The organism is Flagellimonas lutimaris, assembly GCF_051494225.1.
Taxonomy (GTDB): Bacteria; Bacteroidota; Bacteroidia; order Flavobacteriales; family Flavobacteriaceae; genus Flagellimonas; species Flagellimonas lutimaris_A.
Genome location: NZ_JBNPYE010000007.1, coordinates 1 through 26317, shown reverse-complemented (window position 1 = coordinate 26317; position 26317 = coordinate 1). Strand labels below are relative to the sequence as shown.

Here is a 26317-nt window from a genome sequence, read left to right as displayed (position 1 = left end):
AAAAAACCTTCTTAACGATACGATTGCATGCAACGCATCATCAATTTTGTTCTACGCTATCGAAATGCATTTTTGTATGCCTTTTTTGCGTTTATCTCGTTGGTGGTGACGATTAGATCTCATTCTTACCATCAATCCAAATTTTTTAATTCATCCCGATGGGTCACCGGAAGCATTTATGGTGCTGGATCCGATGTATCTTCGTATTTCAATTTGCAAGAAGAAAACCAAAGGTTGATCGAGGAAAATCAGCGGTTAAGAAAAATGTTGTTTAATTCTCAAGAGGATAGCATACAACCGTTGGATTCAACCTTGGCAGTATACGAGGTTTTAAACGCCAGGCTCATCAAAAACAGTTTTACCTCTCCCCGAAATTACATTACAATTGACAAGGGGAAAAAGGATGGGGTTCATCAAGATATGGGAGTAATAACCACTGACGGTATTTTGGGCATTGTGGAAAATGTATCCAACAATTTTGCTACGGTTCAAAGTGTACTCAACACCAAATCCAACATCAATGCAAAAATTAAGGGCACGGAATATTTTGGATCGTTGGTTTGGGATACAAAAGATTATACCGAGGTACAACTGATCGATATCGCTAGATTGGTTCCATTGGTTGTAGGAGATACCATAGTTACAGGGGGCATGTCCAGTATTTTTCCCGAGAACGTACCCATCGGAACCATTAAAAAATATGACCTTAATGTATCCAAAAGCTTTTACAACATTGATGTTGAGCTATTCTCGGATATGGCAAACATCAAAAATGTTTACTTAATTGAGAACAAGGATAAAGAAGAAATTGAGGAACTAGAATCCAGAACCATACAATGAACAATACCTTGATCATAAATATTCTACGATTTGTGTTGTTGGTCATCACACAGGTTCTGATATTCAATAACTTGAATTTTTTGGGTTTTATCAACCCATTTATCTATGTCCTCTTCTTTTATTGGTATCCCATCAAAGTAAATAGGGCCATTTTTATGCTAACTGCGTTTTTACTGGGATTGGTCATCGACATTTTCTCGGATACCCTTGCGTTAAATGCTTTGGCATCGGTAACAATTGCTTATGCGAGACCTGCAATTATGCGTTTTTGTTTTGGAGTGAACTATGATTTCCAAAATTTTAGTTTTAAGAATACGACCAAGGTCCAGCGCATTACCTTTTTGGGCTTGCTTATATTGGTTCATCATCTTATATTCTTCTCATTTGAAATTTTAAGTATCGCCCATATCCTGTTGATTTTGAAGAAAGTTTTTGCCACAGGCACTGTAACTTTAATACTTTGTATATTATTCAGTTCACTATTTAGTCCAAAAAGCGAATAAATACGTATTTTTTATCGTTGATATATATGTTGGGCCCGCGAATTTAGGTTGTTCATGAAAAAATTATTGCTTTCATCCGTTGTTATTCTAATAGGATTCACCTTTATTGGTAGGCTGTCCTATTTGCAGCTGTTTCGGTTTTCTCCCGATCAAATATTGGATGATCCTGCCATTAAAAAAGTCTACGACTATCCTGAAAGAGGCTATATCTACGACAGGGACGGTAAACTTTTGGTAGGGAATCAACCTGCATACGACGTTATGGTGATCCCAAGGGAGGTGAAACCTTTGGATACTGTAGAATTCTGTAGCCTATTAGGGATTGATAAACCTGAGTTTCTTTCCAAAATGGAAAAAGCGAGAATATATTCTCCTCGTTTACCTTCTGTTTTGGTGCCTCAACTTTCCAAAGAGGATTATGCCAAGCTACAGGAAAAAATGCGCCATTTCACCGGTTTTTATATCCAAAAAAGATCACTCCGATATTACAATACTAAAAGTGCAGCCAATGTGCTTGGTTATATTAGTGAGGTAAATGAATGGGACCTCAAAAACAATCCATATTACGTTGCTGGGGAATTAAAAGGACGAACGGGCATTGAAAAGCAATATGAAGAAATATTAAGGGGCCGAAAAGGAGTCAAACATATTCAAAAAGATCGTTTTAACCGAGATATCGGACCCTATAAAAATGGTAAGTTGGATACTCTTCCCCAGCAAGGCAAAGAAATACAGATTACCTTGGACAAGGTACTCCAAGAGTATGGAGAAAAATTGATGCATGGTAAAAGAGGCGGCATTGTAGCGATCGAACCCAAATCTGGTGAGATTTTGGCCATGATATCGGGTCCAACATATGATCCAGCTCTCTTAGTAGGAAGACAACGATCCAAAAATTATAGCAAGCTTCACTACGATACTATATCAAAACCTACTTGGGACCGTTCCATTCTGGCACAACCCTCTCCAGGCTCACCATTTAAAACACTCAACGCTTTAATTGGCCTTCAAGAAGGCGTTATAGACACACATACTAAATTTAGGTGTTATCATGGTTTCTATGTGGGAAATACACTTAGAGGATGTCATTGCGGTGGCGGTGTAAGAGATTTGAACTCTGGTATTTATCAATCATGTAACGCCTATTTTGCCGGGGTTTTCCGTAAAATTTTCGACAAATATGAAACTACGGATGAAGGTATGGATGTTTGGGAAAAACACATGAAAAGTTTTGGTCTTGGTGATTTTCTTGGTACCGACCTTCCCACAGGGGCACCTGGAAGAATTCCAGATGTAGCTTATTACGATAAATGGTACGGGGATGGCAGATGGGCGGCATCCACCATTATATCCAATTCCATAGGTCAAGGAGAAATTGCGGCCACACCTTTACAATTGGCCAATATGACCGCCGCTATAGCAAACAGGGGTTATTTTTACACACCTCATATAATTAAGAGTTTTGGAAATAACGGCAAGATCGATCCTAAATACACCGAACCACGTTATACCACAATTGACAGGAAACACTTTGATCCAGTAATTGATGGAATGGCCAATGTTTACAATTACGGAACGGCCAGATGGGTTAAAATTCCAGGTATTGATATTGCCGGAAAAACAGGTACAGTAGAAAACTATATTAGGGTTGATGGTGAACGTATGCAATTGACGGATCACTCGGTTTTTGTGGCTTTTGCCCCGGTTGAAAACCCACAAATTGCTTTGGCCGTTTATATTGAAAATGGGTACTACGGATCTCGCTACGCAGGACATATCGCTTCACTTTTGATCGAAAAATACATCAAAGGAGAAATTACGCGAAAAGATCTGGAAAAGCGTATGCTGGAAAAAACATTGGAACACGAGTATGCCAAACCTTATAGCGGTGAACCCTTCGAAATAAACGAGTATGTCTGGTAGAGGACCTTTCGGTAGGTTGGATTGGGTTACCGTAATCCTCTACGCACTTTTGGTTTTTATTGGTTGGATCAATATTTATTCCACTTCTGTTGGGGAAGCGCACACTTCAATTTTTGACTTTTCCACTTTATATGGAAAACAACTTTTTTTTATTGGTCTTGCCGTATTGGGCATCATCTTCGTACTATTCGTGGAATCCCATTTTTTTGAGCGTTTTGGTTCCCTTTTCTATATTGTTTCTATTGTTCTGCTGTCGGGCCTATTTGTATTTGGAAAAACTATTGCAGGAGCAACTTCTTGGTACGATCTAGGTTTTTTTAATCTTCAGCCTTCAGAATTGGCCAAAGTGGCCACCTCTTTGGCGCTCGCTAAATTTTTGAGCGACATACAAACTGATATCCGAACGGGCAAGCATCAACTTTACGCATTGGCAATAATTCTAATACCTGCCTTGTTGATTTTGCCCCAACCTGATCCAGGAAGTTCGCTCATCTATTTTTCACTCTTTTTTGTGTTGTTCAGGGAAGGGTTTCCAATCTATTATTTAGGAATTCTAATATTTGCCGTGGTCTTGTTTGCCACCACTTTAATGTTCGGTACGGTTTGGGTAGCCATCGGATTGATTATTCTTGCCTTATTGTTCTATACCTTCAAAAAAGCATCTGTAAAAATTCCCATACTTCCGGTTCTTGGGGTTATTCTCGTTTCCATACTCTTTTCCCTATCGGTAAACTTTGTGTTTGAAAATGTCTTTGAACAACGTCATAGGGACCGCTTTGCCTTATGGTTGAGTCTGGAAAAGGATGAAGAAAAACTAAATGAAATCCAAAAAACTATCGGATACAATACTTACCAATCCGAAAAAGCCATAGAATCTGGTGGCTTTACCGGTAAAGGATTTATGGAAGGAACCCGAACAAAAGGTGATTTTGTACCAGAGCAACACACGGATTATATTTTCAGTTCAGTGGGCGAAGAGTGGGGCTTTTTAGGTACATCTGCAGTTATTCTACTATTCTCGTTGTTCTTTTTACGGCTAATCTATATTGCAGAGCGACAAAAAAGTGATTTTAGCCGGATGTACGGTTACGGGGTAATTTCCATTTTAGTGTTCCACTACTTTATCAATATTGGAATGGTGATTGGGTTATTGCCCACCATTGGAGTTCCATTGCCCTTTTTTAGTTATGGAGGTTCTGGATTGATTTTCTTCACGATGTTGTTGTTCATCTTTCTAAAACTGGATTCCAACCGTTTAAAAGATGGTATTTAGAATTTCCAGCCTTTGGTATTAACAGAAGTTTCTATTGCATGTTGCCAAGATTTAGGTTGCTTTTCAAAAAAATCAAGCCCTGTACTTTCTTCAACCACATCAATGGGCACCAAAAATTTTTGCAGTGATTCTTGACTTTCTTTAGCGGGAATCAAAAATGCTAGAACCCATACTTTATCACCTTTTTTCCTAAATACAACTTTATAAAAAGCATCGGGTACATCAACATCTTCTTCGCCAATTTCAACTAGATCATCATCCAACACCCCTCCTGTAATGATTATTAAATCACCGTATTTTTTACACCAATAACGTACCTTCTTTTCCAATCGGTTCCAAATACCTGCATTAAAGTATTTATCCTGTGGACTTATGTTGCTCGTGTAAAAAGTTTCATTGTAAGCCTGTTCAGAAAATCGCCGATCGCCTGCCGGAAGCAAATGTCCCCTATCGTATCCTGATCCTCTGTAATTCTTCCAATCGGCCGATTTTGTTCTCACCTTTGGGTCTTCGATAAAATATGGACGTTCCCTATCATCATACGTTAGGTGCTCCTTTTTTAGCTTATATGCTACCCATTCTGACTGTTCATGGGACTCACGATAGGAAAGTGTATAATAGGTATGTTCCACTACATCACCGGTTGTGGAACTGGGCAATAAATTGGGTTCTACCAAATCAATACTAGAACCATCGGAATTGGAATATGTGGCCGGGGTATAAAAATTATCGAACAACCAAAAGCCAACAATACACAATGCCAAGAGTATAGTGTATATGGTCCTATTCTTCATTTATTCTTCAATTTGGAAAAACTTTACCATTAAAATTCCATAGAAAAAGCCAACTCTGAGGAGTTGGCTTTTTCTATGTAAAATAATCACTTAATCAACTAACCTTTTACACTAGCCAATTCATTTTCTTTTTTCTTAATATTATTCTTGTGAAGGTCTTTAAGCACATTTACTGCCTCTTCCACGTAAATATCACGGGCCAAATCCTTGTGCCATCTGTCTCGTTTTTCCCTAAGTACGGAATCTTGGGTAAATAGTTCCTTCTCGTATTGCAATGAGCTAAAAGACAATTTGGAATCGTAATCTCTTAAGCTCTTAAACTTCTCTGAACGCTTTTTGACCTCTCTTTCTTTGCTTACGTATACGTCGTAATTAAGGGAAATCAAATTCTCATCTTGTTGCTCCTTCAACCATTTGGCATTTTCCTCAATGAGTTTAATCTGCTCATTATTGGCCATACGTGCATTACTCTTTTTAATGGCATCATCAAAATCAATATATCCGTCCCAAACCTTGTACTCCGCTGGGGTAATTTTATCCCAACCAAGTGGATTTTGCTGGTCACGTTCACCAAGATCAATGTAGCTATATCTGTCCGGAACAACAATGTCACTTTTTACACCTTCCAACTGAGTAGAACCACCGTTTATTCTATAGAATTTTTGGGTAGTCAATTTTATGGCCCCCAAATCTCCGTGTTCGTTACCTCTCACAATATTATCCAGCGGTATCACATTTTGTACGGTTCCTTTTCCAAAGGTCTGCTTACTTCCAATGATTACCGCCCTTTTATAATCCTGCATGGCTGCAGCCAATATCTCTGAAGCTGATGCGGATAGTTCGTTAACCAAGATTACCAAAGGACCATCCCATTGGATTCGCTCATCCTTATCCTCGTGTACCTCTTTACGTTGTCCGGAGGAGCGCACCTGAACGATAGGACCGTCTTTGATGAACAATCCTGCCATTTCAACAACAGTTTTCAACGAACCTCCACCATTGTCGCGCAAGTCCAGTACAATTCCTTCTGCACCGGCCTCTTTCAAGCGTTCCAATTCTTTGGCCACATCGGTAGCGGCATTTCGTTCTGCATAATCTTCAAAATCCACATAGAATTTTGGAAGATCGATTAGTCCATATTTTATATCTCCAGCATCAATGGTCGCTGATTTTGCGTATGATTCTTCCAACTCCACAACATCTCTGGTTATGGAAACGGTTTCAATCGTTCCATCAACTTTTCTAACCGTTAAATCCACTATGGTGCCTTCTGGACCTTTAATCAATTTAATGGCATCCTCCAATCGCATTCCAACAATATTGATGGGCTCTTCACCTTGTTGTCCAACTTTTAAAATTTCATCCCCTACTTCCAGAGACTGATCTCTCCAAACGGGGCCACCGGAAATAATCTCAACGATTTTGGCTCCTTCCGGCTTTTTCTGCAATCGGGCTCCGATACCTTCAAACTTACCGGACATACCAATGTCAAATTTTTCTTTTTCTTCTGGAGCAAAATAGAAAGTGTGGGGATCAAATTCCTCTACTATGGTATTCAAATACTGGACAAACCAGTCTTTACGTTCCAAATCACCTACAAAATCGAAAAATTCGTCCAAGGTATTTTTGGTTACTTCCCTTGCTTCTTCTTCCGTGGTAACTTTGTCAACCGTGCCGGGGATATCATTAAACGCCAAGATAGCATTGGAATCTAGACTTGCTTCCTGATTTGCATCAGAAATCATATTATCCACTTTATTGTCAAAAACGTTTAGTGTATTGTATTTCAGCTGTTTTCTCCAACGTTCTTTAAGTTCTTTTTTGTTGGCTGCAAAATCTTGCTCGGAGTAATCGATTTCAATAACTTCATCAACTGTATAATCGAAAGGTGCAGCAAGCACTTCTTTGTATATCTCCTTGGCCTCATCCATGCGGACCATCAAACGTTGGTATACTGCATTGAAAAAAGTAATATCGGTATTTCTGATCTCATCGTCGATCATAAACCTGTATTTTTCAAATTCCCTAATATCACTTTCTAGGAAATATCTCTTGGTAGGGTCAATGACATCTATAAAATCATCGAAGACATTGGAACTGAAGCTATCGTTCACTTCTTTAGGCTCATAATGCCCTCTTTCCAAAACATAGGTAATTAAATCAAGTAAAAGTTTATCCTTGTCGTCATTCCCAAAAGACTTATTGGTAAAACTGCAGGAGGCAACTGCAACAAGAATAACCAAAAGTGCCAAAATAAAGTTCTTTTTCATAATGTGATTTTTCTGGAGCGAAATAATCTGACCTCATACTGTCAAATCTGCATTGCGTCATCCGTCGTTTCTAATTGTATGAATTCCCTAATATACAGAAAAAACCGTGCCAGTCCTGTACGCTACATTTAATTTTTTGTTAAACGCGTAAAGCTTCATATCCTTATGAAAAACGTATTTTTATGCCGTTAATTATCCAAAATGGAAAAACCACTGATTCTTGTTACCAATGACGATGGAATTACCGCTCCTGGACTTAGGGCATTGGTACGCACCATGAAACAGCTCGGAGATGTTGTTGTGGTAGCCCCCGACAGCCCACAAAGCGGTATGGGACATGCCATTACGGTAGATAGCACTTTGTTTTCCAAAAAAGTGGTCGTGGACCATAAAGAAGGCGCGCCAAGCGAGTATAGTTGCAGTGGCACACCTGCGGATTGTGTGAAATTGGCACTCCAGGTTATTTTGGACAAAAAGCCTGATATCTGCGTTAGTGGCATCAACCACGGTTCCAATTCATCGATAAACGTGATTTACTCGGGAACTATGAGTGCTGCCATTGAAGCAGGAATCGAAGGTATCCCGGCCATAGGATTTTCTTTATGCGATTATTCATGGGACGCCAATTTTGAGCCTGCACTGGATTACATCAAAAAGATTGTTTCGGAAGCCTTGAACAATGGAATCCCAAAGGGAACCGTATTAAATGTCAATATTCCCAAAACAGCAGAAGAACCTAAAGGTGTGAAAGTATGCAGACAAGCCAGGGGTAATTGGAAAGAGGAATTTGACAAAAGAACCAGTCCATCCGGAAAGGATTACTATTGGCTTTCAGGAGAATTTGAACTTTTGGACAAAGGTGAAGATACTGATGAGTGGGCCTTGGAGCAGGGCTATATTTCGGTAGTACCTACCCAATTCGACCTTACGGCACACCATGTCATACCACAAATAAACAATTGGAACTTAAATGAACAATAAGAAAGAGATCATTATAGGATTTATAGTGGGAATCATTGCAAATACCTTTGGGACCTTGCTCTATATTCTGTTATTTTCGGATTTGAGCATAACGGACACTTTTAATGCCGCCATTGACCAAGGTCATATTGGTAGTTTGTTGGCCTTGGGGGCTATTTTAAATTTGATAGCTTTTTTCGGTTTTTTACGAATTAAAAGAGATCAACGGGCCAAAGGGGTTATGCTGGCTACCTTAGTGACTGCACTTGTTATCCTATTATACAAAGTAATGGCTTAGTTTTAGTACCTATCCAATGAAATATTACATCATAGCTGGTGAAGCATCGGGGGACCTGCACGGGTCCAATTTGATAAAGGCCCTAAAAAAAGAGGACACCTCAGCGGAGATTCGTTGTTGGGGCGGTGATTTGATGCAGCAAGCCGGCGGGGAATTGGCCAAACATTACAAGGATATGGCCTTTATGGGTTTTTTGGAAGTACTCATGAACATTCCTACCATCTTTAAAAACATTTCGTATTGCAAAGAAGACATTCAAAGCTTCCATCCCCATGTAATAATTTTTATTGATTTTTCAGGTTTCAATCTAAGGATTGCCAAGTGGGCGAAAGAAAACGGTTTTAAAACCAACTATTACATTTCTCCCCAAATTTGGGCCTCCAGGGAAGGTCGAATTTCAAAAATTAAGCGTGACATTGACAATATGTACGTAATCCTTCCTTTTGAAAAGGAGTTTTATGAGAGAAAGCATGATTATCCTGTACAATTTGTTGGTCATCCGTTAATTGATGCCATAGAAAACACACCTCTTCAGGATAATGAAACGTTTAAAAAAGAAAACGGACTGGACCCTGACAAACCTATTATTGCCTTACTGCCGGGCAGCAGGAAACAAGAAGTGCAAAAAATGTTGGAGGTGATGCTTTCCGTGAAAAAGGATTTTCCAAATTACCAATTTGTGATTGCGGGAGCTCCAAGTCTTCCCGATGAATTTTACAGCCCATTTCTCAAAGGCGACAAAGTTGAGTATGTTTCCAACAAAACTTATACACTTTTAAAGCATTCCCATGCTGCAATGGTAACCAGTGGAACGGCCACTTTGGAAACTGCTCTTTTTGGCATCCCTCAAGTGGTATGCTATAAAGGAAATTGGATTTCCTATCAGATTGCGAAGCGAATAATCACCTTGGATTATATTTCTTTGGTCAACTTAATCATGAAAAAGGAAGTTGTCAAAGAATTGATTCAAAATAATTTAACCTCAAAAAATCTCAAAACAGAGCTTACCAAAATTGTAAAAGGACCAGAACGCGAACGCATGTTATCCGACTATAAATTATTGAAAGAAAAATTGGGAGGAAAAGGCGCCAGTCAATTGGCCGCCCAATTAATTGTGAAAAATGCGTAGTTTTATCTTCCAAGAAAGTAAATCTATTCTTGGATGTTACGAAAAACCATAATCTTACTGTTGCTTTTTACCATCGCCGCTTGTGGCCCAGGTAAAAAACGACGCACCTACAGCAAGACCCGAACCGTTACGGTAGAGGGGTCCACCACCGACACTTCCCCTAAAAGAAAACCCAAAAAAGAGGGGCGTAAAAATGCTAAGGCAAGCGAAATAATTTCCACGGCATTAACTTTTTCAGGAACTCGTTATAAATACGGGGGAACCACTAAAAAGGGTATGGATTGCTCCGGACTGGTCTATGTTTCCTTAAAGGAAAATGACATTATGTTCCCGAGAACTTCCTACCAAATGGCCTTGGAAGGTGAAAAAATTAGGGTGAACAATGTAGAAAAAGGAGATCTCCTTTTTTTTAAGACCAGTAAAACTGGAAGACGCATCAATCACGTTGGCCTGGTAGTCGATGTGGATGGAGATGACATTAAATTTATTCACGCCACAACCTCAAGAGGCGTACTGGTATCCTCTTTACGGGAGGGATATTGGAACAGCGCTTTTATAAAGGCCATGCGCATACTGTAAAGTGCGCCAACTTAATTTTGTGTCCATAAAACTCACCCTGTGTGTTATTTTGGGCATTGTCATCGGCTTTTATTATGAAGTAGCTCCATTTTTGCCCTTAATTACCATGCTAGTATTGCTGCCTGTAGTTTATTGGGTCAGTAAAAAGCAACAAAGAAAAGGGTTCCCGTATTTTGAGATACTTACTTCTATCATTACCATCTGTTTGGGTGTTTTTGTAGTTGGGATTTCCGTAGGAAGCGGTATGCCCAACCATTACACTAAACTAGACTTGAACCAAGAAAAAGTTTGGCACTTAAAAGTGAGGGAAGTACTTAAACCCAACTCGTTCTCCCACAGATACATTGCCCAAATTATAGCTACAGATGACGAGCAAGCATCTGGAAAATTGCTCTTCAGTATTTCGGCAGATTCAACGGTAAAACCATTGCAGGTTGATGATGAATTTCTGATATATGCAAAGCCTGAAAGCATTCGTTCACCATTAAACCCACATCAGTTTGATTACAAAAGTTATCTTGAAAAACAAGGTATTCTACATCAAATCAGAACTGACCATGGGTCTATCGTGAAAAAAGAAAAGGCATCAAATACCTTGTTCGGGATTGCCAGCAACTTTAGGGAACATATTATCTCCAAATTAGAGAAAAAAAACTTCGAATCAGAAGAAATGGGCGTTATCCAAGCACTACTTCTGGGAAAACGGGACGACATTTCCGAGACCACCTACAACAACTACAAAAATGCAGGAGCCGTTCATATTTTGGCAGTATCCGGACTTCATGTAGGGATTATCCTTTTCCTTTTGGAATTTTTCTTGTCCCCATTGGAGCGATTACCTAAAGGTAAAACCATCAAATTGATATTGGTTGTGTTGCTATTTTGGAGTTATGCTTTCGTGGCAGGACTCTCTCCTTCCATTGTCCGTGCGGTTACCATGTTTTCTTTTGTGGCCTATGCGTTTTACCTAAACCGACCCACCAATTCGTTCAACATCATCGCTCTATCCATGTTGTTCATTTTGCTGGTGAAGCCTTTGTTTTTATTTCAGGTTGGATTTCAAATGAGTTATGCTGCCGTTTTTGCCATTGTTTGGATTTATCCCAAGCTGCAAAAACTTTGGTTTCCCGAGAATATCATCATACGAAAAACGTGGCAATTGTTATCGGTTAGCGTTGCGGCACAATTGGGTGTATTGCCGATTAGCTTGTTCTATTTTCATCAATTTCCAGCCCTATTTTTTATTTCCAACCTGCTGGTCATTCCATTTTTAGGGTTGATTTTGGGCTTAGGGATCTTGGTCATTGTCTTGGCTTTGATCGACTTCTTGCCTCAATTTATGGCAGATGGCTTTAATTGGGTCATTAAACTGATGAATTCTGTTATTGGTTGGGTCGCACAGCAAGAAGGTTTCATCATCAAAAATATTCCTTTTGATTCAGTTCAGCTGCTATTGGGATATCTCATTATTACTGTATTGGTGGTTTTCCTATCCAAACCCAAATGGAAAGTAGCTTTGGTGTTGTTTGGCGGAATCATCGCCTTTCAAAGCTGGATTATTTGGGGCCAAATGCTAGTTCAAGAAAAGGAAGCGATTATTTTGGCGCACCGCTCTAGAAATACAATTTTATTTCATCAATTGGGGGATTCACTTTCCATCCTTACATCTGACAAAACCAACCTTGGTAACGTTATTGACAATTACGCTGTGGCAGAAACGATTCAAAAGGTGGATACATCAATATTGAAGAATAGTTACCTCATTGGGGATGAGAGATTATTTATTGTGGACAGCTTGGCCATTCTTCCTTTGGAAGAGCGTCCAGATTATTTATTGCTCACCCAATCTCCAAAGCTCAATCTAGAACGGTTGTTGGATTCTATCAAGCCCAAAAAGATATTTGCTGATGGAAGTAATTATCCTAGTTTAATTCGAAAATGGAAAGCAACCTGTAACCAAAAAGAAATCCCCTTCCACTACACCGGTGAAAAGGGATATTATGTTTTTGATTTTTAAGAAGTCTCTAGTGGACCTTACCCATCAATCTCTTAATCAATGGCGAAGCTAAAATCACTAAAACACCAGCTCCCAAAGCATATTTGGCGATGAGCATGAAACCATCCGTGTAAATGGTAAGGGTGTTAAATCCACTTATATCAGCATCCGTACTTTCTATAGCCAATTGTTTGCCGATAAATCCAACTACCTGAAATGCAAATGCGGACGAAAGGAACCATACCCCCATCATAAAGGCAACAATGCGCTTTGGTGATAGGTCTGTAATTTTTGACAATCCTACGGGAGACATAAACAATTCCCCTACCGACAGCAAGAAATACATCAACAATAGATAGGTGAAGGGAACAAAACCGTTCTCATTGGCACTTGCTCCACTTACGGCCAAAGCATAAAAGCTGATTCCCGCAAACAAAAGCCCCATTCCAAACTTGTAAGGAGTTCTTGGGTTGAGTTTCTTTTTGGACAGCCATTGCCACATTAAAGAAATCGGAATGGCCAAAATAATAATCCACATGGAGTTCAATGAATTGGTTTGGGAAGCGGACATGATGCCCTCCAAATCTACATTTCGAGCTGCAAATAATGTGATGACACTACCCGAAAGTTCATGAAAGCCCCAAAAAATGGTCATAAAAAAGGTAATCAGAACGGCTACAAAGAGTTTTTTACGCTCATCCACAGTAGCTTTATACATGATGTAACCCAAATAAACCAATATAGATAATCCTATCAATTTAAAAATTACGTTAACGATATTCTGGTCATCAAAGAAAGTTCCTTCCGCACCCAATGCTTTATATGCAGACAATAAATAGGCTATCACCGGAACTGAGGCAAATGCCAAAACGGGCACAAGTACTCCTTGTTTTAGGCCAAATACCTTTTTATCGATGTTTCCATTCTCCGGCGGTAGTCCTTTATCTCCAAAGACTCCTTTTTTAATTCCGCTCCAAAAAACAAGTAACCCTGTAAGCATGCCTATTCCTGCTAGTCCAAATCCGTAGTGCCAACCATATTTGGCTGCCAAGAAACCACACAGCAATGGAGCTACCCAACCGCCTATGTTTATTCCCATATAAAAAATGGTGAATCCAGAATCTTTTCTGGGGTCTCCATCCTTATAAAGTGAACCAACAAATGTTGAAATGTTTGGCTTAAAGAAACCGTTACCAGCTATAATCAGTGAAAGGGCTATAAAAAAAGTAACGTGATTCTCTATGGCCAACACAAAATGTCCTAACGACATTAGGATTCCTCCCAAAAAAATGGATTTTCGCATTCCTAGAATACTATCCGAAATACGCCCACCTATTACAGTTGAGGCGTAAACCAAAGAACCATAAGAGGAATATACCGCCGCAGTGGCATAATCCCGTTCCATTAAGGCCTCGAAAATAACTTCCACCATGTAGAGTGTAAGAAGGGCCCGCATTCCATAAAAACTGAAACGTTCCCATAACTCTGCAAAAAAGAGGTAAAACAATCCTCGCGGATGCCCAAATAACTGCTTTTCACTTTCTGGTTTGGATACTTCTGACATAACGGATCTGTATTGGTTTATATTCTAAAGATTTTCTTTAATGAAGTTGGTCATTTTGGTATATAGGTGCAAACGTGTATTGCCACCGTATATTCCATGGTTTTTATCTGGGTAAATTGCCCAATCGAACTGCTTGTTGGCTTGCACCAATGCCTCGATCATTCGCATGGTGTTCTGTACATGCACATTATCGTCACCGGAACCGTGAACCAACAAATATTTTCCCTTTAATAATTCTGGGTAGTTAAATGGTGAGTTATCATCATATCCTGTTGGGTTCTCTTGTGGGGTCTGCATATAACGTTCTGTATAAACAGTATCGTAAAATCGCCATGAGGTCACTGGAGCTACCGCTATGGCCATTTCAAAAGTATCATTGCCTTTCAGCAAGCAGTTGGTAGACATAAAGCCACCATAACTCCATCCCCAAATTCCAGTTCGGTTTTCATCAATATAAGAACGCTCGCTCAATTTTTTGGCTGCGGCAATCTGGTCTTCCACCTCGTATTTGCCCAATTCCTTTTGGGTAACTTTTTTAAAGTCACGTCCCTTTAATCCAGTTCCCCTACCATCTACACAGGCTACAATATAGCCTTGCGATGCTAAATGCTGGTGCCAATAATCGTTGCTACCCATCCACCCATTGGCCACTTGTTGTGAGCCAGGTCCACTATATTGGAACATAAACAATGGATATTTTTTGTTGGGATCAAAATCGGCTGGTTTGATCATATACATATTGAGGTCGTACCCATTTACATTGATGGTAGAGAATTCTTTGGGAGCTATCTCATACCCATCCAATTTTTTCAACAAAGCGGAATTATCCTTGATTTCCTTCACCAATTCACCATTAGAAGCTTTATGCAAAGTAAATCTGTACGGGGTTGTCGCACTTGAATATGTGTTGATATAGTAGGTAAAATCACTACTGAAGGCGGCAGAATTTGTTCCCTCTTCCGTAGATAGTGCCTTCTTGCGCTTTCCTTTGGTAGAAATACTGTAAACTCCCCTATTGATGGAGCCGTTTTCTACGGACTGATAAAAAATACGGTCATGTTTTTCATCATAACCATAGTAACGAGTCACTTCCCAGGACCCTTCGGTTATTTGATTTTTAAGCTTCCCATCTCTCCCATATAGGTAAAGGTGATTAAAACCATCAGTTTCGCTTGTCCAGATAAAGCTGTCATCATCCAAAAAGGTAAGGTCATCATCAACATCCACATAAGCTTTGTCGGTTTCTTCCAATAAAAGAGAAACGGAATTATCCTTTGCGTTCACCGCGTATAGCTTCAAATCGTTTTGATGTCTGTTCAAGGTCTGAACACTCAAATCGTTAGGGTTGTGCATCCATTCGATTCTAGGAATATAGTAGGGGTCATCCAAATCCACATCGGAAATACTTCCCGAAGTAACATCATACATATGCAATGATACTATGGAATTCTTTTCCCCAGCTTTTGGGTATTTAAACTCATATTGATATGGATAAAGTCCAGTTCCGTAAAAATCCATGGAAAAATGTGGGACTTCGGTCTCGTCAAACCTTAGAAATGCGATTTTTGTTCCATCGCTGTTCCACTCAAAAGCACGTACAAAGCCAAATTCCTCTTCATACACCCAATCGGTTACGCCATTAATGATGGTACCTTTGTTTCCATCGGTAGTGATTTGTTTGGTGGTTCTGTCCGCCAGGTCTAAAACATACAGGTTATTGTCCAAAACATAGACCACTTTGCTTCCATCAGGGGAAAGCGTTGGCTCCTGAATTTTGGTCTCGGCAATTTTCACCAAGTCCTTTGAGGCAATGTCATACACATAATAGATGCCCAGACGGGAACGTCTAAAAATAGGTTCTACTTCTGTTGCCAACAACACTTGGGATTCATCTTCACTAAATGTGAAGGAAGAAAAATATGGAATAGCATCGGATGAAGCCACAATGGTTTCCACCTTTTGCAAGGTTTCATAATCGTACTTGTCCAAACTACTGGAACGGGGAGAACGTGTTGTATTTAAAATAGTGTATTGTGTACCGTTGTTCATGGACCGGAGAACGTCCATGTATTCTGTCCTGAATTCTCCTCCCCAAATCTCTTCAAGGGTTATTTTTTTCTTTTGTGCTGTGGAAAAAGTAAAAACTCCCAAAAGGAATAGGAATAGAAAAGACTGTTTGTTCATGAAATGAAAAATTGATTAAATATTCTCTTAAATGTCAAAAAAACGTTTTGGTCACTTTGAGCTTAGTCGAAAAGGCTGAAAAAAAATGTCTCGACTGCGTTCGACATGACATTTTGCTTCAAATTGCACCTAACCAAATAACATTGCTTCGCTAGGTTTATCTGATTAAAAACTCCCAAGTTTACTAATATTTATCGGAAAAATAAATTTTGATGTTGCGTTTGCAACAAATTTTAACCTTTGGGCAACCGTTAATCTTTCAAAATAACCACGCCTCTCGCCTAAATGGTCAATATCCGTATATTTGAAAGCTTTAACCCAGCTTTATGAAGACTCCCGTTCAAGGATTTTCCAAACTCTCCAAAACTGAAAAAATAGATTGGATAGCCACTAATTGCACCAAGGACCCAGAAAATACCAAAAGGTTATTGGAACAATTTTGGAATGCCGACCCCAAAGTGCAAAAATTGCACGATGAGTTTATAGAAAATACCATATCCAATTACTATCTGCCCTTTGCCATTGCACCCAATTTTTTGATCAATGGGGACTATTTGGCCATTCCCATGGCCATAGAGGAAAGTTCCGTGGTGGCTGCAGCCAGCAAGGCTGCCAAATTTTGGTTGGAACGCGGCGGATTTAAGGCCGAGATTATTGGAACGGAAAAAGTAGGGCAGGTACACTTTATATATAAAGGTGATAAAGAGAAACTATCAGGTTTCTTCAATTTTGTAAAACCTGAGTTGCTTAAAAGTGTTGCTTCCATCACTCAAAACATGGAAAAACGTGGAGGAGGTATCAATAATATTGAATTAAGGGATTTAAGCGGTAAAATTAAAGGTTACTACCAGCTCCATTGCACTTTTGAGACATTGGACGCCATGGGTGCGAATTTTATCAATTCCTGTTTGGAGCAATTCGCCAAGACTTTAAAAGAGCAGGCACTTTCTTTTAATGCTTTTACCGATAAGGAGAAAGACATCGAGATAGTGATGAGTATTTTATCCAACTACGTTCCCAATTGTTTGGTAAAAGCTGAAGTTAGTTGCCCTGTTTCTGACTTGGGCAATGCGGATATGCCCTCCGAAGAATTTGCCGAAAAGTTTGTGCAGGCCGTAAACATTGCCAATATTGAACCGTACCGGGCCGTAACCCATAACAAGGGCATTATGAACGGCATTGATGCCGTGGTCCTCGCCACAGGAAATGATTTTAGAGCAGTTGAGGCTGGTGTACACGCATACGCGGCAAAAGAAGGGCAGTATTCAAGTTTGACTCATGCCAAAATTGAAGATGGCATTTTCAAGTTTTGGATTGAAGTCCCCCTAGCTTTGGGCACCGTAGGAGGATTGACTTCCTTGCATCCCTTAGTGAAACTTGCTTTGGAAATCCTACAAAATCCAACCGCAAAAGAATTAATGCAAATTGTTGCAGTAGCTGGATTGGCCCAGAATTTTGCAGCAGTCCGTAGTCTTGTTACAACGGGCATTCAAAAAGGCCACATGAAGATGCACTTGCTCAATATGCTCAATCAAATGGGCGCTACCGAATCTGAAAAGCAGCAACTAGTCACCTATTTTAAGGACCAAACCGTAACCAATGCCTCGGTAAAAGAAGCGTTGGAAAAGATTAAATCAGAATAATGGAGAAGGAGTTTTACAGCAATGGCAAGTTATTACTTTCAGGCGAGTATGCTATTTTGGATGGAGCAGTGGGACTCGCCATTCCTACAAGCTATGGGCAATCGCTCCATGTAACTCCGACAACATCCGGTTTTTTGGAATGGACCAGTTTTGACGAAAACAAAAATATTTGGTTCTCAGCAAAATTTGACCTGACCAACTTAAATGTTGTTTCCACTACGGACGAAACAGTGGCCAAAACCTTAATCACACTACTTTTAGAGGCCAATACCCAAAATCCATTATTGTTGACCGATAGTGATGGCTTCGATATAGAAACACATTTAACTTTTCCAAAATTCTGGGGGTTGGGCACATCATCAACCCTTATTAACAACTTGGCCCAATGGGCGCGGGTCGATGCTTATCAACTTTTATGGAACGCTTTTGGCGGAAGTGGTTATGATATCGCTTGTGCACAACATAACTCCCCCATTACATATCAACTCAAAGACGGCGAACCCAATGTTGAGGAAATTAATTTTGCTCCCAATTTTAAGGACTCGCTGTTTTTTGTGCATCTCAACCAGAAGCAAAGTAGCAAAGAAGCCATTGCCAACTACAGAGAGCAACAGTTTGACAAGTCCGAACTTGTAAAAAGTATTTCCAGTATTACTCAAAAATTGATAGATGCATCCACCTTGTCCGGTTTTGAAGTATTAATGGAAGAGCATGAAAAATTACTTTCCAACGTGTTAAATATAGAGCCTGTAAAACAAAGCCTTTTCCCTGACTATTTTGGGATGGTAAAAAGCCTGGGGGCATGGGGAGGCGATTTTGTGTTGGCCACTGGTGATGACAAAACTATATCCTACTTCAAATCGAAAGGGCACCACACCGTGATTCCTTATTCGAAGATGATTGTTTGAAATAGCTGTAAGAAAATATTTTTAAAAATTTAAGACTTTTATTTCTACTTTATTTTAAATTAGTTAAACCCACTCATTGATACATTCAAATACTACATTCATCAATCGGCTAGATTTACTTGTAGGTTTTTTATAACTTTGCCTACGAAGAAAGTAGCTAACTCAAAAAAAATCTTCCAGAATTAAAAAAATATTATGCTATTTTTTTGGAAGTACACTTTAATATTTTTTATTGCTTTTGGTTTTCTTTTTACCCTATACCTGGCACTAAAAAAAGGAGCAAATCTACTCAAAAACAAGCTTTTTCTCCTTCTATTCCTGTTTACCTACAATACCATTTTGGTTTTATATAGCTTGGTTCAGTTGGGGAATGGATTTGAGAACCTAATTGTGTACGCTCTTTCCGTCATTTTATTGCTAATGAGTTTGCTCATCTACTTATATATTAAACATCCCGATAGATTCTACGAACAACATCCTCCTGTTGTAACATTGGACGAGAAAAATATCAAATATGAAAAAACAGGGCTTTCAGAATCATTTTCCCACGAATTAAGAGGCAAACTTGAAAGCCTTATGAACGACCAAAAACTTTATCTGAATCATGGATTAAAACTCTGTGACCTTGCTGAAGAATTGAATATCTCAAGACACCACGCTTCACAAGTCATCAACGAAAATTTTGAGGTAAGTTTTTATGAATATATAAACACATATCGGATTGAGGAGGCCAAACGGTTGCTGTCTTCTTCTATAAAATCACCAATCTGTATTTCTGACATCGCTTATCAATGCGGTTTTAATAATAGGGTTTCATTTTATAAGGCTTTTAAGAAGGTTACCAACATCACCCCAAAAGAATATCTGCGAGAACAGGACAGCATCATGTCCAATTGTTAATGTTAATTTCCTTCGGCAAATACGTAAAGGTTAATAAGCGCTTACAATGCCCCATATTTCTTTCCTTTTTTTTACGCCGCAATCTACAAGGTGGGAGCCCTGAATCCATTCTTCTCTAGATCATTGTTTTAGGAAGATTATTTGAATTAGCTACAAAAAGATTTACCTCCCATTTTGTCGGATTGCACTAACTAACTTTTAAATTTTTTAATTTATGAAAGCAAAAAACTATGGCATGTTGCTGGTGTTGTTGATATGCTTATGCGCTACAACACTGGCACAGGAAAAAAATGTTACCGGAACTGTGACCGACCAGGATGGATTGCCCCTTCCGGGAGTCTCCATTTTGGCGGTAGGCACCACCAACGGTACCCAGACAGATTTTGATGGGAACTATTCCATTATGGCAAGTACGGGCCAAGTACTTCGTTTCAGTTACATTGGTCAAAAAACAGTGGACAGGACCATTGGCACATCCGCAATGATCAATGTGCAAATGGAAGATGATGCCCAAGCACTTGAAGAGGTTGTGGTAACAGCTTTGGGTATTGCCAGGGAAAAAAAATCGCTTGGGTATGCGACCCAAGAGGTCCAGGGTGATGAAGTCAGTACCGTAAAAGCGGCAAACTTTGTAAACTCGTTATCCGGAAAGGTTGCCGGTATCGATATCAAGAGCAGCGGTACATTGGGAGGTTCATCAAACGTAATTATCAGGGGATACTCCTCGATCAACAACAGCAATCAGGCTTTGTTTGTTGTCGACGGTGTACCGATCAGCAATGTAAACAACAATGGCAGCAGTCAACAAACCGGTAGGGGTGGTTATGATTACGGTAACGCAGCGGCCGATATCAACCCTGAGGACATTGAATCCATCAACGTTTTAAAGGGAGGTGCCGCAACGGCCCTATACGGGTACCGCGCTTCCAACGGGGTGATCGTTATTACCACTAAAAAAGGGAAAAGGAACAGAGGAATCGGGGTGACCATAAATTCGTCCACCACTTTTAACAAATTCAACCCTGATACCTTTGCCAAGTACCAGAAAGAATATGGGGCAGGTTATTATGATGGTTTTCATCCGGGCGGCTTTTATTTTGAAGACCAAAACAATGATGGTGTAGACGAAGCCTATACACTTGCCGATTGGGACGGGTCATTTGGGGTTGTTCCCTTTAATGAGAACTTATTGGTCCACCAATGGAATTCCTTTTATCCCCAACTTGAAGGAACCTATGGCAAAGCAACTCCATGGGTCGCAGCAAAAAATGGGCCAGAATCTGTCTTTGAAACTGGGGTCACCTTGTTCAACAGTGTTTCCTTGGATGGAGGAAATGAAGACGGTCAATTTAAGATCGGGTACACCAAATTGGACCAAAAAGGCATCATGCCAAACAGTAAAATCACAAGGGACAATTTTGATTTTTACGCCAGTCACAACTTGAATGACAAACTTACCGCTGCCGCAAAAATAACTTATGTAAAAACCAAAGGAAAAGGCCGCTACGGGACAGGGTACGATTCCCAAAACTTTATGCAAACTGCAAGACAATGGTGGCAAACCAATGTGGACGTTCAAGAACAAAGGGCCGCTTATTTTGCGACCGGGGACAATATAACTTGGAACACTTCTTATATCAACCATGACCTACACCCCATCTACCACGACAATGTGTATTGGATGCGTTATGAGAACTATGAGACCGATCTTAGAAATCGGGTGTACGGAAATGCCTCCCTTAACTACCAGATCACTGATTGGCTGGATGTTTTTGGCAGGGTATCATTGGACAACTATTCCGGCAATCAGGAAGAGCGAATAAACAACCATAGCACTTCAGTGTCCCAATACAGCATATACAACGAGAGCTTTAACGAGATGAACTATGACCTGATGCTCAATTTTGATAAGGACCTAAGTGACAAGGTAGCTTTGAGAGGGACTTTGGGGACAAACATTATGCGGCAGAAATATTCTACACTTTATGCTTCTACCAATGGGGGTATAAATGTTGATAGGCTATTTGCCTTGAGCAATTCCGTAAACCCCATCAATGCTCCAAATCAATATGAGTATTCTATGGGTGTCGATGGATATTATGCAAACGCCTCTATCGGGTATGACAATTTCTTCTTTGTGGAAGGATCGTATAGATATGATGTCTCATCCACCTTGCCGACCGATAACAATAGTTATGATTATTATGGAATATCGGGGAGTTTTGTTTTCTCCGAACTACTTGATTCAAAAATCATTCCCTTTGGTAAATTAAGGTTGGGATATGCGAAAACAGGTAACTCCGCAAGTCCATTGACCCTTTACAACACATATGATTTGAACACTCCCGTCGGGGGCCAAGCCTCTGGATCTTTGCCCTCCACCAACAACAATTCAAATTTGACGAACGAAAGTTCGGAAGAAAAGGAAATCGGTCTGGAGATGGCATTCAAGAACAAAAGGGCAGGTTTTGACCTATCGCTTTATGATAAAAGATCGTTCGATCTATTGAACAACATTGCCGTTACTCCCGCAATTGGATATTCCGGCCAGTGGATCAATACAGGCGAAATGGAAAATAAAGGTGTTGAGGTGGCACTATGGGCAATACCTCTGCAAACAAAAGATTTTTCATGGAACATCAATGTAAGCTGGGGACAAAATAAAAACAAGGTTCTTTCATTGCCACAAGGACTTCCGGCCCTACAATTGGCAAGCGTCCAATCCGGTCTTTCGATCAACGCAGTTGTCGGGGAGCCTTTCGGGACACTATATGGGTCCGATTTTGTTTATCTGGATGGTGAAAGGGTAATCGATGAAAATGGTAATTATGCGGTTACAGAAAGTCAAAATGAAAATTTGGGCACTTTTCAACCAGATTGGAAAGGTGGACTCAAAAACACTTTCAAATACAAGAGTCTCTCTTTAAGCTTTCTAATAGATGTTCAACAAGGGGGCAAGGTATTCTCCTTGGATACATGGTACGGAATGGCAACGGGCCTATATCCAGAGACAGCAGGCCTCAACGAACTGGGCAATCCTGTAAGAACCCCTGTGACGGATGGTCCTGATAGCGGAGGTATCCTATTGGATGGTGTCCAAGCGGATGGCACTCCCAACACCATAAGGGCAAGAATGGATTACTATGCACATACTTTGGGCTATGCCCGAGCACCCCATGCCTTGCATGTATACGATGCAAGCTATGTCAAGCTAAGGGAGGTTGCTTTATCCTACTCATTGCCCAAGAACCTTATCGCCAATACTTTTATCAAAGGAATAACCCTATCCGCTACAGGTAGAAACCTATGGATCATCCATAAAAATATACCCTACAGTGACCCAGAGGCCGGCTTGAGCTCAGGTAACCTTCAAGGGTATCAATCAGGGGCCTATCCAACCACCAAGGATTATGGGTTCAGCTTAAAATTAGAATTTTAAAAAAAGAGACAATGAAAAAAATCATATATATAATCCTAGTACTAGGGGTCACATTTGGTTGTCAAGATTTTGAGGACTGGAATATTGACGAGAAAAACCCCAGTTCCGTTCCTGCCAACTATCTTCTGACAAGTGCCGAAAAGGATTTGTTCACAAGAATGAGCAGTACAAGCGTGAACTATAATATTTTCAAATTATTTGCGCAATACTGGAATGAAACCCAGTATACGGACGAAGTAAATTACAATATCAGAGGCAGGGATATCGGCGGAGGCTTTTTCCTATACCTGTACCGTGATATATTGAACGACCTCAGGGAAGCCCAACAACTTATAGACGAAGATGCTTCCTTGAATGCCAACCTCAAATCGACCCAATCCGGAGTAGTGGAAGTCCTCCAAGTCTACACTTGGCATGTTCTGGTGGACACCTATGGGTATATCCCTTATTCCGAAGCCTTGATGGGCGTTGAAAATCTAACCCCGGTGTATGATGAAGATAGCGTAATTTATGCTGATTTGTTCACTCGCTTGGACAAGGCTATCCAAATGTTGAGCGCCGATTCCGAATCTTTCGGTGCTGCCGATTTAATATATAATGGATCAACGGCGCAGTGGAGAAAATTTGCCAATTCCCTGAAATTAAGAATGGCCGTAAGAATATCCGATTATAACAATGCCACCGCACAGCAACTGGCCACGGAAGCTGTTTCTTCCGGGGTTTTCACTTCTAATGCAGATAATGCATCATTCCCTTTTGAAACAGCCCCTCCGAACACAAATCCAATTTGGACAAGTCTGGTACAATCAGGGCGTAATGACTTTGTTATGGCAAATACCTTTGTGGATATAATCTCGCCCCTGAACGACCCTAGAGCATCCGTTTTTATGGATGACAACATAACCCCTTATGAAGGAGGTACTTACGGGACTGGTAGTGCTTATACGGATTTCACACATATTGGCGACCTATGGCATACTCCCGATTTGGAAGGAGTCATATTGAGCTATGACGAAGTGGAGTTTTTGTTGGCAGAAGCCATTGAAAGAGGGTTGATAACCGGAGATGCAGGAACCCACTATTACAATGGGATTACAGCTTCGATTTTGTACTGGGGCGGTTCCCAAGAAGACGCGGACAACTATATGGCCCAAGCAAGTGTAGCATATGATGCGGCAAACTGGAAAAAGTCAATAGGCATACAAAAATATATAGCACTATATGGTAGAGGGTTTGAAGCTTGGTCCTCTTGGAGACTTTTGGACTACCCGGATACATTTACAAGACCGGAAGTTTCAGGTGAAGCTGTCCCACGTAGATATTTATACGGCAATGATGATGGCGATGTCAACAGCGTAAACTATGAGGCTGCCAGTCAAGCTATGGGTGGCGATTTAAAAAGCTCAAGGGTCTTTTGGGATATTGTTGGAGAAGGAAACTAAGCTATCCCTTTCCTTAGTCATGACAATTTAATTTATTCTTTAATATGTCCAGGATTCCTAAAGGGTCCTGGACTTTTTTTAATCTATTATGAAAAAAATAATTACACTAATTGCCGTATTCTTAACTGTTATTTCTTATAGTCAGAAAAATGACCCTAATCTAAGGTCGGGACAAATGCATAGCTACAACCCTATTCTTTCAAATAATATAAATAAGTTTTTAAATCCACAAAAACGCATTAAAGGTTCACGTTTTTTATTTCAAAACTTCCAAGAACCAGGAATTATTTATACAGGAGGAAAGACGCATACAATGTCTGGTCTAAACATAGACGCCCTGAACCAGGACATAGTACTTAAAATAGGTAAAGATTCCATTTTAATATTAGAAAAAAATAAGATCGATTCCCTAAAAATTGCAGATCGAAAATTCAAAAAAGTTGATTCTAATTCATTTTATGAAATTGTACATAAAAACAAAAAAATTACTTTATTGAAAGGATATGATTGCCATATAGAAAAAGGGAGAACCAATGTTATGAAGGGAACTACTGAGAATGATTACTATAAATTGACAAACAAATATTTTCTATACCAAAATGAAACACTGAGCAATCCCTTTGAACTAAATAAGAAAGCCGTATTTAATTTGTTTGAAAAAAAACGAAAGCAATCGAAAACATACATTAAAAACAATAGATTGAATTTAAAAAAAGAAGAGAACTTTATTATGTTACTGGACCACCTCTTTAATAATCCCAATTAACACATTCAATTGAGATGAGTAAAGGACAAAAAAAATTCAAAACCTAATTCGATCTAGTCAAACACCCCATCCATCAATTAGCACCCGAAAAATCCGTCCATTACATATAAGTTTGAGACATATTGATCAAACTTTTAGCAAAAATGGCCCAAATCTGTAAAAGCTTAGTTAGCAAATCCCTCTTTGGTATCCTTCTGCTCTCTGTCTCTTTATTATTTTGCCAAGAGGATATGGAGCGTACCCTTAGATTGGACAACTTCTTAAATAAAAGCTGTACAACAGACTTTAAAGAGATTACCTCAGAGTCCGTGAAAAATATCCTGAAGCACAAAGTTTTCTACATTACCCAAGAGACCAGAAATATTTATGGTGAAAAGAAAAAACAAGTCAATGAATTTATTGTTATTGACAATGGTGATCAAGTAAAGCGGTTTGAATATATAAAAACCAATACCAATCTGCCAGAACTTACAACTTATATTAGAGAGGACTTTTTGCTTAATCCAGATACCGCGCCACACTTTCAAGCTCTTTTGGATTATATATATCCCATCGAAGATTGGAAACCTGATAAAAGAGAGTTCTTTTTTAAAAATGGTAAATGGTACTTTTTGCGGGATGCTTATTTCCGGACAAAACAAGGCTTTGAAATTACTGTAGACTCCAATGGAAAAATAACGGATATCTGTTATAAAATGAAATGGGATGAGCCTGAAAGTAGATAGGTGAAACCAAGACAAGAAGTTCTTCAGAAAACATAAAAGCCTCCTTTAAAGGAGGGACACTATCCCAATAAGTGTGTAATTTAAAAATAACGGGGGTTTGACTTTATTAGAGTCTGACCCTTTTTTCATAGATCGTTAGGAACTGGTTTAAAATGATGCCCCAGTTCCTAATGGGCATGGA

General features: G+C 39.7%; 20 protein-coding genes. 16 read left to right on the top strand and 4 right to left on the bottom strand.

Going from position 1 to position 26317, the window contains the following annotated elements:
• Window positions 1–27: 27 nt before the first annotated feature.
• Genes mreC through rodA form a run of 4 tightly spaced genes read left to right on the top strand, consistent with a single transcriptional unit; the run spans window position 28 to window position 4539 of the window.
• Window positions 28–840, top strand: coding sequence for a rod shape-determining protein MreC (gene mreC / locus ACQQ5U_RS13350; protein WP_437398240.1), 813 nt, complete (start codon window positions 28–30; stop codon window positions 838–840).
• Window positions 837–1343, top strand: coding sequence for a rod shape-determining protein MreD (locus tag ACQQ5U_RS13345; RefSeq protein ID WP_437398239.1), 507 nt, complete (start codon window positions 837–839; stop codon window positions 1341–1343). The genes mreC and ACQQ5U_RS13345 overlap by 4 nt, the downstream gene beginning before the upstream one ends.
• A 54-nt stretch (window positions 1344–1397) precedes the next feature.
• The gene (locus ACQQ5U_RS13340; RefSeq protein ID WP_437398238.1) at window positions 1398–3266 is read left to right on the top strand and encodes a peptidoglycan D,D-transpeptidase FtsI family protein; all 1869 of its coding nucleotides are present in this window, start codon (window positions 1398–1400) and stop codon (window positions 3264–3266) included.
• The gene (gene rodA, locus ACQQ5U_RS13335; RefSeq protein ID WP_437398237.1) at window positions 3256–4539 is read left to right on the top strand and encodes a rod shape-determining protein RodA; all 1284 of its coding nucleotides are present in this window, start codon (window positions 3256–3258) and stop codon (window positions 4537–4539) included. The genes ACQQ5U_RS13340 and rodA overlap by 11 nt, the downstream gene beginning before the upstream one ends.
• Here rodA and ACQQ5U_RS13330 read toward each other — a convergent pair.
• Together ACQQ5U_RS13330 and ACQQ5U_RS13325 are read right to left on the bottom strand one after the other, a co-directional pair.
• The gene (locus ACQQ5U_RS13330) at window positions 4536–5333 is read right to left on the bottom strand and encodes a DNA/RNA non-specific endonuclease (RefSeq protein WP_437398236.1); all 798 of its coding nucleotides are present in this window, start codon (window positions 5331–5333) and stop codon (window positions 4536–4538) included. The genes rodA and ACQQ5U_RS13330 overlap by 4 nt on opposite strands.
• Before the next feature lie 98 nt (window positions 5334–5431).
• Window positions 5432–7603 (bottom strand): carboxy terminal-processing peptidase, encoded by a 2172-nt coding sequence (locus ACQQ5U_RS13325; RefSeq protein ID WP_437398234.1) that lies wholly within the window; start codon window positions 7601–7603, stop codon window positions 5432–5434.
• Window positions 7604–7804: 201 nt separating this feature from the next.
• On the opposite strand from ACQQ5U_RS13325, the gene surE reads away from it, so the two are divergent.
• The 5 genes from surE to ACQQ5U_RS13300 are packed head-to-tail and all read left to right on the top strand — an operon-like array spanning window position 7805 to window position 12586.
• Window positions 7805–8584, top strand: coding sequence for a 5'/3'-nucleotidase SurE (surE, locus tag ACQQ5U_RS13320; protein WP_437398232.1), 780 nt, complete (start codon window positions 7805–7807; stop codon window positions 8582–8584).
• Window positions 8574–8861 carry a hypothetical protein gene (locus tag ACQQ5U_RS13315; RefSeq protein ID WP_437398230.1) on the top strand — a complete coding sequence of 96 codons (288 nt, stop codon included), beginning with the start codon at window positions 8574–8576 and terminating at the stop codon, window positions 8859–8861. The genes surE and ACQQ5U_RS13315 overlap by 11 nt, the downstream gene beginning before the upstream one ends.
• Window positions 8862–8877: 16 nt before the next feature.
• The gene (lpxB, locus tag ACQQ5U_RS13310; protein WP_437398228.1) at window positions 8878–9990 is read left to right on the top strand and encodes a lipid-A-disaccharide synthase; all 1113 of its coding nucleotides are present in this window, start codon (window positions 8878–8880) and stop codon (window positions 9988–9990) included.
• 33 nt (window positions 9991–10023) lie between these two features.
• A complete protein-coding gene (locus tag ACQQ5U_RS13305; protein WP_437398226.1) occupies window positions 10024–10569 on the top strand; it encodes a C40 family peptidase in 546 nt (181 codons plus the stop codon).
• Window positions 10570–10588: 19 nt separating this feature from the next.
• Window positions 10589–12586: a ComEC/Rec2 family competence protein gene (locus ACQQ5U_RS13300; protein WP_437398224.1), complete on the top strand. Its 1998-nt coding sequence runs from the start codon at window positions 10589–10591 to the stop codon at window positions 12584–12586.
• A 7-nt stretch (window positions 12587–12593) separates the two neighbouring features.
• Here the strand turns inward: ACQQ5U_RS13300 and ACQQ5U_RS13295 are convergent, their stop codons facing one another.
• On the bottom strand, window positions 12594–14129 hold the full coding sequence (locus ACQQ5U_RS13295) for a peptide MFS transporter (RefSeq protein WP_437398222.1): 1536 nt from the start codon (window positions 14127–14129) through the stop codon (window positions 12594–12596).
• Between the two features lie 24 nt (window positions 14130–14153).
• Entirely contained in the window at window positions 14154–16313 is a 2160-nt protein-coding gene (locus ACQQ5U_RS13290) for a S9 family peptidase (RefSeq protein ID WP_437398220.1), read from the bottom strand.
• A 326-nt stretch (window positions 16314–16639) separates the two neighbouring features.
• Here ACQQ5U_RS13290 and ACQQ5U_RS13285 point away from each other — a divergent pair, with 326 nt between their 5' ends.
• From ACQQ5U_RS13285 to ACQQ5U_RS13255, 7 genes are all read left to right on the top strand, one after another.
• Window positions 16640–17956 carry a hydroxymethylglutaryl-CoA reductase, degradative gene (locus tag ACQQ5U_RS13285; RefSeq protein WP_437398218.1) on the top strand — a complete coding sequence of 439 codons (1317 nt, stop codon included), beginning with the start codon at window positions 16640–16642 and terminating at the stop codon, window positions 17954–17956.
• A complete protein-coding gene (locus ACQQ5U_RS13280) occupies window positions 17956–18864 on the top strand; it encodes a GYDIA family GHMP kinase (protein ID WP_437398217.1) in 909 nt (302 codons plus the stop codon). The genes ACQQ5U_RS13285 and ACQQ5U_RS13280 overlap by 1 nt, the downstream gene beginning before the upstream one ends.
• 195 nt (window positions 18865–19059) lie before the next feature.
• The gene (locus ACQQ5U_RS13275; RefSeq protein WP_437398215.1) at window positions 19060–19764 is read left to right on the top strand and encodes a helix-turn-helix domain-containing protein; all 705 of its coding nucleotides are present in this window, start codon (window positions 19060–19062) and stop codon (window positions 19762–19764) included.
• 214 nt (window positions 19765–19978) lie between these two features.
• Window positions 19979–23203 carry a SusC/RagA family TonB-linked outer membrane protein gene (locus ACQQ5U_RS13270; protein WP_437398214.1) on the top strand — a complete coding sequence of 1075 codons (3225 nt, stop codon included), beginning with the start codon at window positions 19979–19981 and terminating at the stop codon, window positions 23201–23203.
• A gap of 11 nt (window positions 23204–23214) precedes the next feature.
• A complete protein-coding gene (locus tag ACQQ5U_RS13265) occupies window positions 23215–24645 on the top strand; it encodes a SusD/RagB family nutrient-binding outer membrane lipoprotein (RefSeq protein ID WP_437398212.1) in 1431 nt (476 codons plus the stop codon).
• An 88-nt stretch (window positions 24646–24733) separates the two neighbouring features.
• Complete coding sequence (locus ACQQ5U_RS13260; RefSeq protein ID WP_437398211.1) at window positions 24734–25411, top strand: hypothetical protein; 678 nt, start codon at window positions 24734–24736, stop codon at window positions 25409–25411.
• A gap of 143 nt (window positions 25412–25554) precedes the next feature.
• A complete protein-coding gene (locus ACQQ5U_RS13255; RefSeq protein ID WP_437398210.1) occupies window positions 25555–26136 on the top strand; it encodes a hypothetical protein in 582 nt (193 codons plus the stop codon).
• Window positions 26137–26317: the final 181 nt, after the last annotated feature.

Bases quoted from the DNA above. Each gene is read 5' to 3' on its own strand.
- ACQQ5U_RS13340 (WP_437398238.1), top strand. From the start codon at position 1,398: ATGAAAAAATTATTGCTTTCATCCGTTGTTATTCTAATAGGATTCACC.
- rodA (WP_437398237.1), top strand. From the start codon at position 3,256: ATGTCTGGTAGAGGACCTTTCGGTAGGTTGGATTGGGTTACCGTAATC.
- ACQQ5U_RS13345 (WP_437398239.1), top strand. From the start codon at position 837: ATGAACAATACCTTGATCATAAATATTCTACGATTTGTGTTGTTGGTC.
- ACQQ5U_RS13330 (WP_437398236.1), bottom strand. From the start codon at position 5,333: ATGAAGAATAGGACCATATACACTATACTCTTGGCATTGTGTATTGTT.
- ACQQ5U_RS13260 (WP_437398211.1), top strand. From the start codon at position 24,734: ATGAAAAAAATAATTACACTAATTGCCGTATTCTTAACTGTTATTTCT.
- ACQQ5U_RS13295 (WP_437398222.1), bottom strand. From the start codon at position 14,129: ATGTCAGAAGTATCCAAACCAGAAAGTGAAAAGCAGTTATTTGGGCAT.
- ACQQ5U_RS13305 (WP_437398226.1), top strand. From the start codon at position 10,024: ATGTTACGAAAAACCATAATCTTACTGTTGCTTTTTACCATCGCCGCT.
- ACQQ5U_RS13290 (WP_437398220.1), bottom strand. From the start codon at position 16,313: ATGAACAAACAGTCTTTTCTATTCCTATTCCTTTTGGGAGTTTTTACT.
- lpxB (WP_437398228.1), top strand. From the start codon at position 8,878: ATGAAATATTACATCATAGCTGGTGAAGCATCGGGGGACCTGCACGGG.
- ACQQ5U_RS13285 (WP_437398218.1), top strand. From the start codon at position 16,640: ATGAAGACTCCCGTTCAAGGATTTTCCAAACTCTCCAAAACTGAAAAA.
- ACQQ5U_RS13270 (WP_437398214.1), top strand. From the start codon at position 19,979: ATGAAAGCAAAAAACTATGGCATGTTGCTGGTGTTGTTGATATGCTTA.
- ACQQ5U_RS13280 (WP_437398217.1), top strand. From the start codon at position 17,956: ATGGAGAAGGAGTTTTACAGCAATGGCAAGTTATTACTTTCAGGCGAG.
- ACQQ5U_RS13275 (WP_437398215.1), top strand. From the start codon at position 19,060: ATGCTATTTTTTTGGAAGTACACTTTAATATTTTTTATTGCTTTTGGT.
- ACQQ5U_RS13315 (WP_437398230.1), top strand. From the start codon at position 8,574: ATGAACAATAAGAAAGAGATCATTATAGGATTTATAGTGGGAATCATT.
- ACQQ5U_RS13325 (WP_437398234.1), bottom strand. From the start codon at position 7,603: ATGAAAAAGAACTTTATTTTGGCACTTTTGGTTATTCTTGTTGCAGTT.
- surE (WP_437398232.1), top strand. From the start codon at position 7,805: ATGGAAAAACCACTGATTCTTGTTACCAATGACGATGGAATTACCGCT.
- mreC (WP_437398240.1), top strand. From the start codon at position 28: ATGCAACGCATCATCAATTTTGTTCTACGCTATCGAAATGCATTTTTG.
- ACQQ5U_RS13265 (WP_437398212.1), top strand. From the start codon at position 23,215: ATGAAAAAAATCATATATATAATCCTAGTACTAGGGGTCACATTTGGT.
- ACQQ5U_RS13255 (WP_437398210.1), top strand. From the start codon at position 25,555: ATGGCCCAAATCTGTAAAAGCTTAGTTAGCAAATCCCTCTTTGGTATC.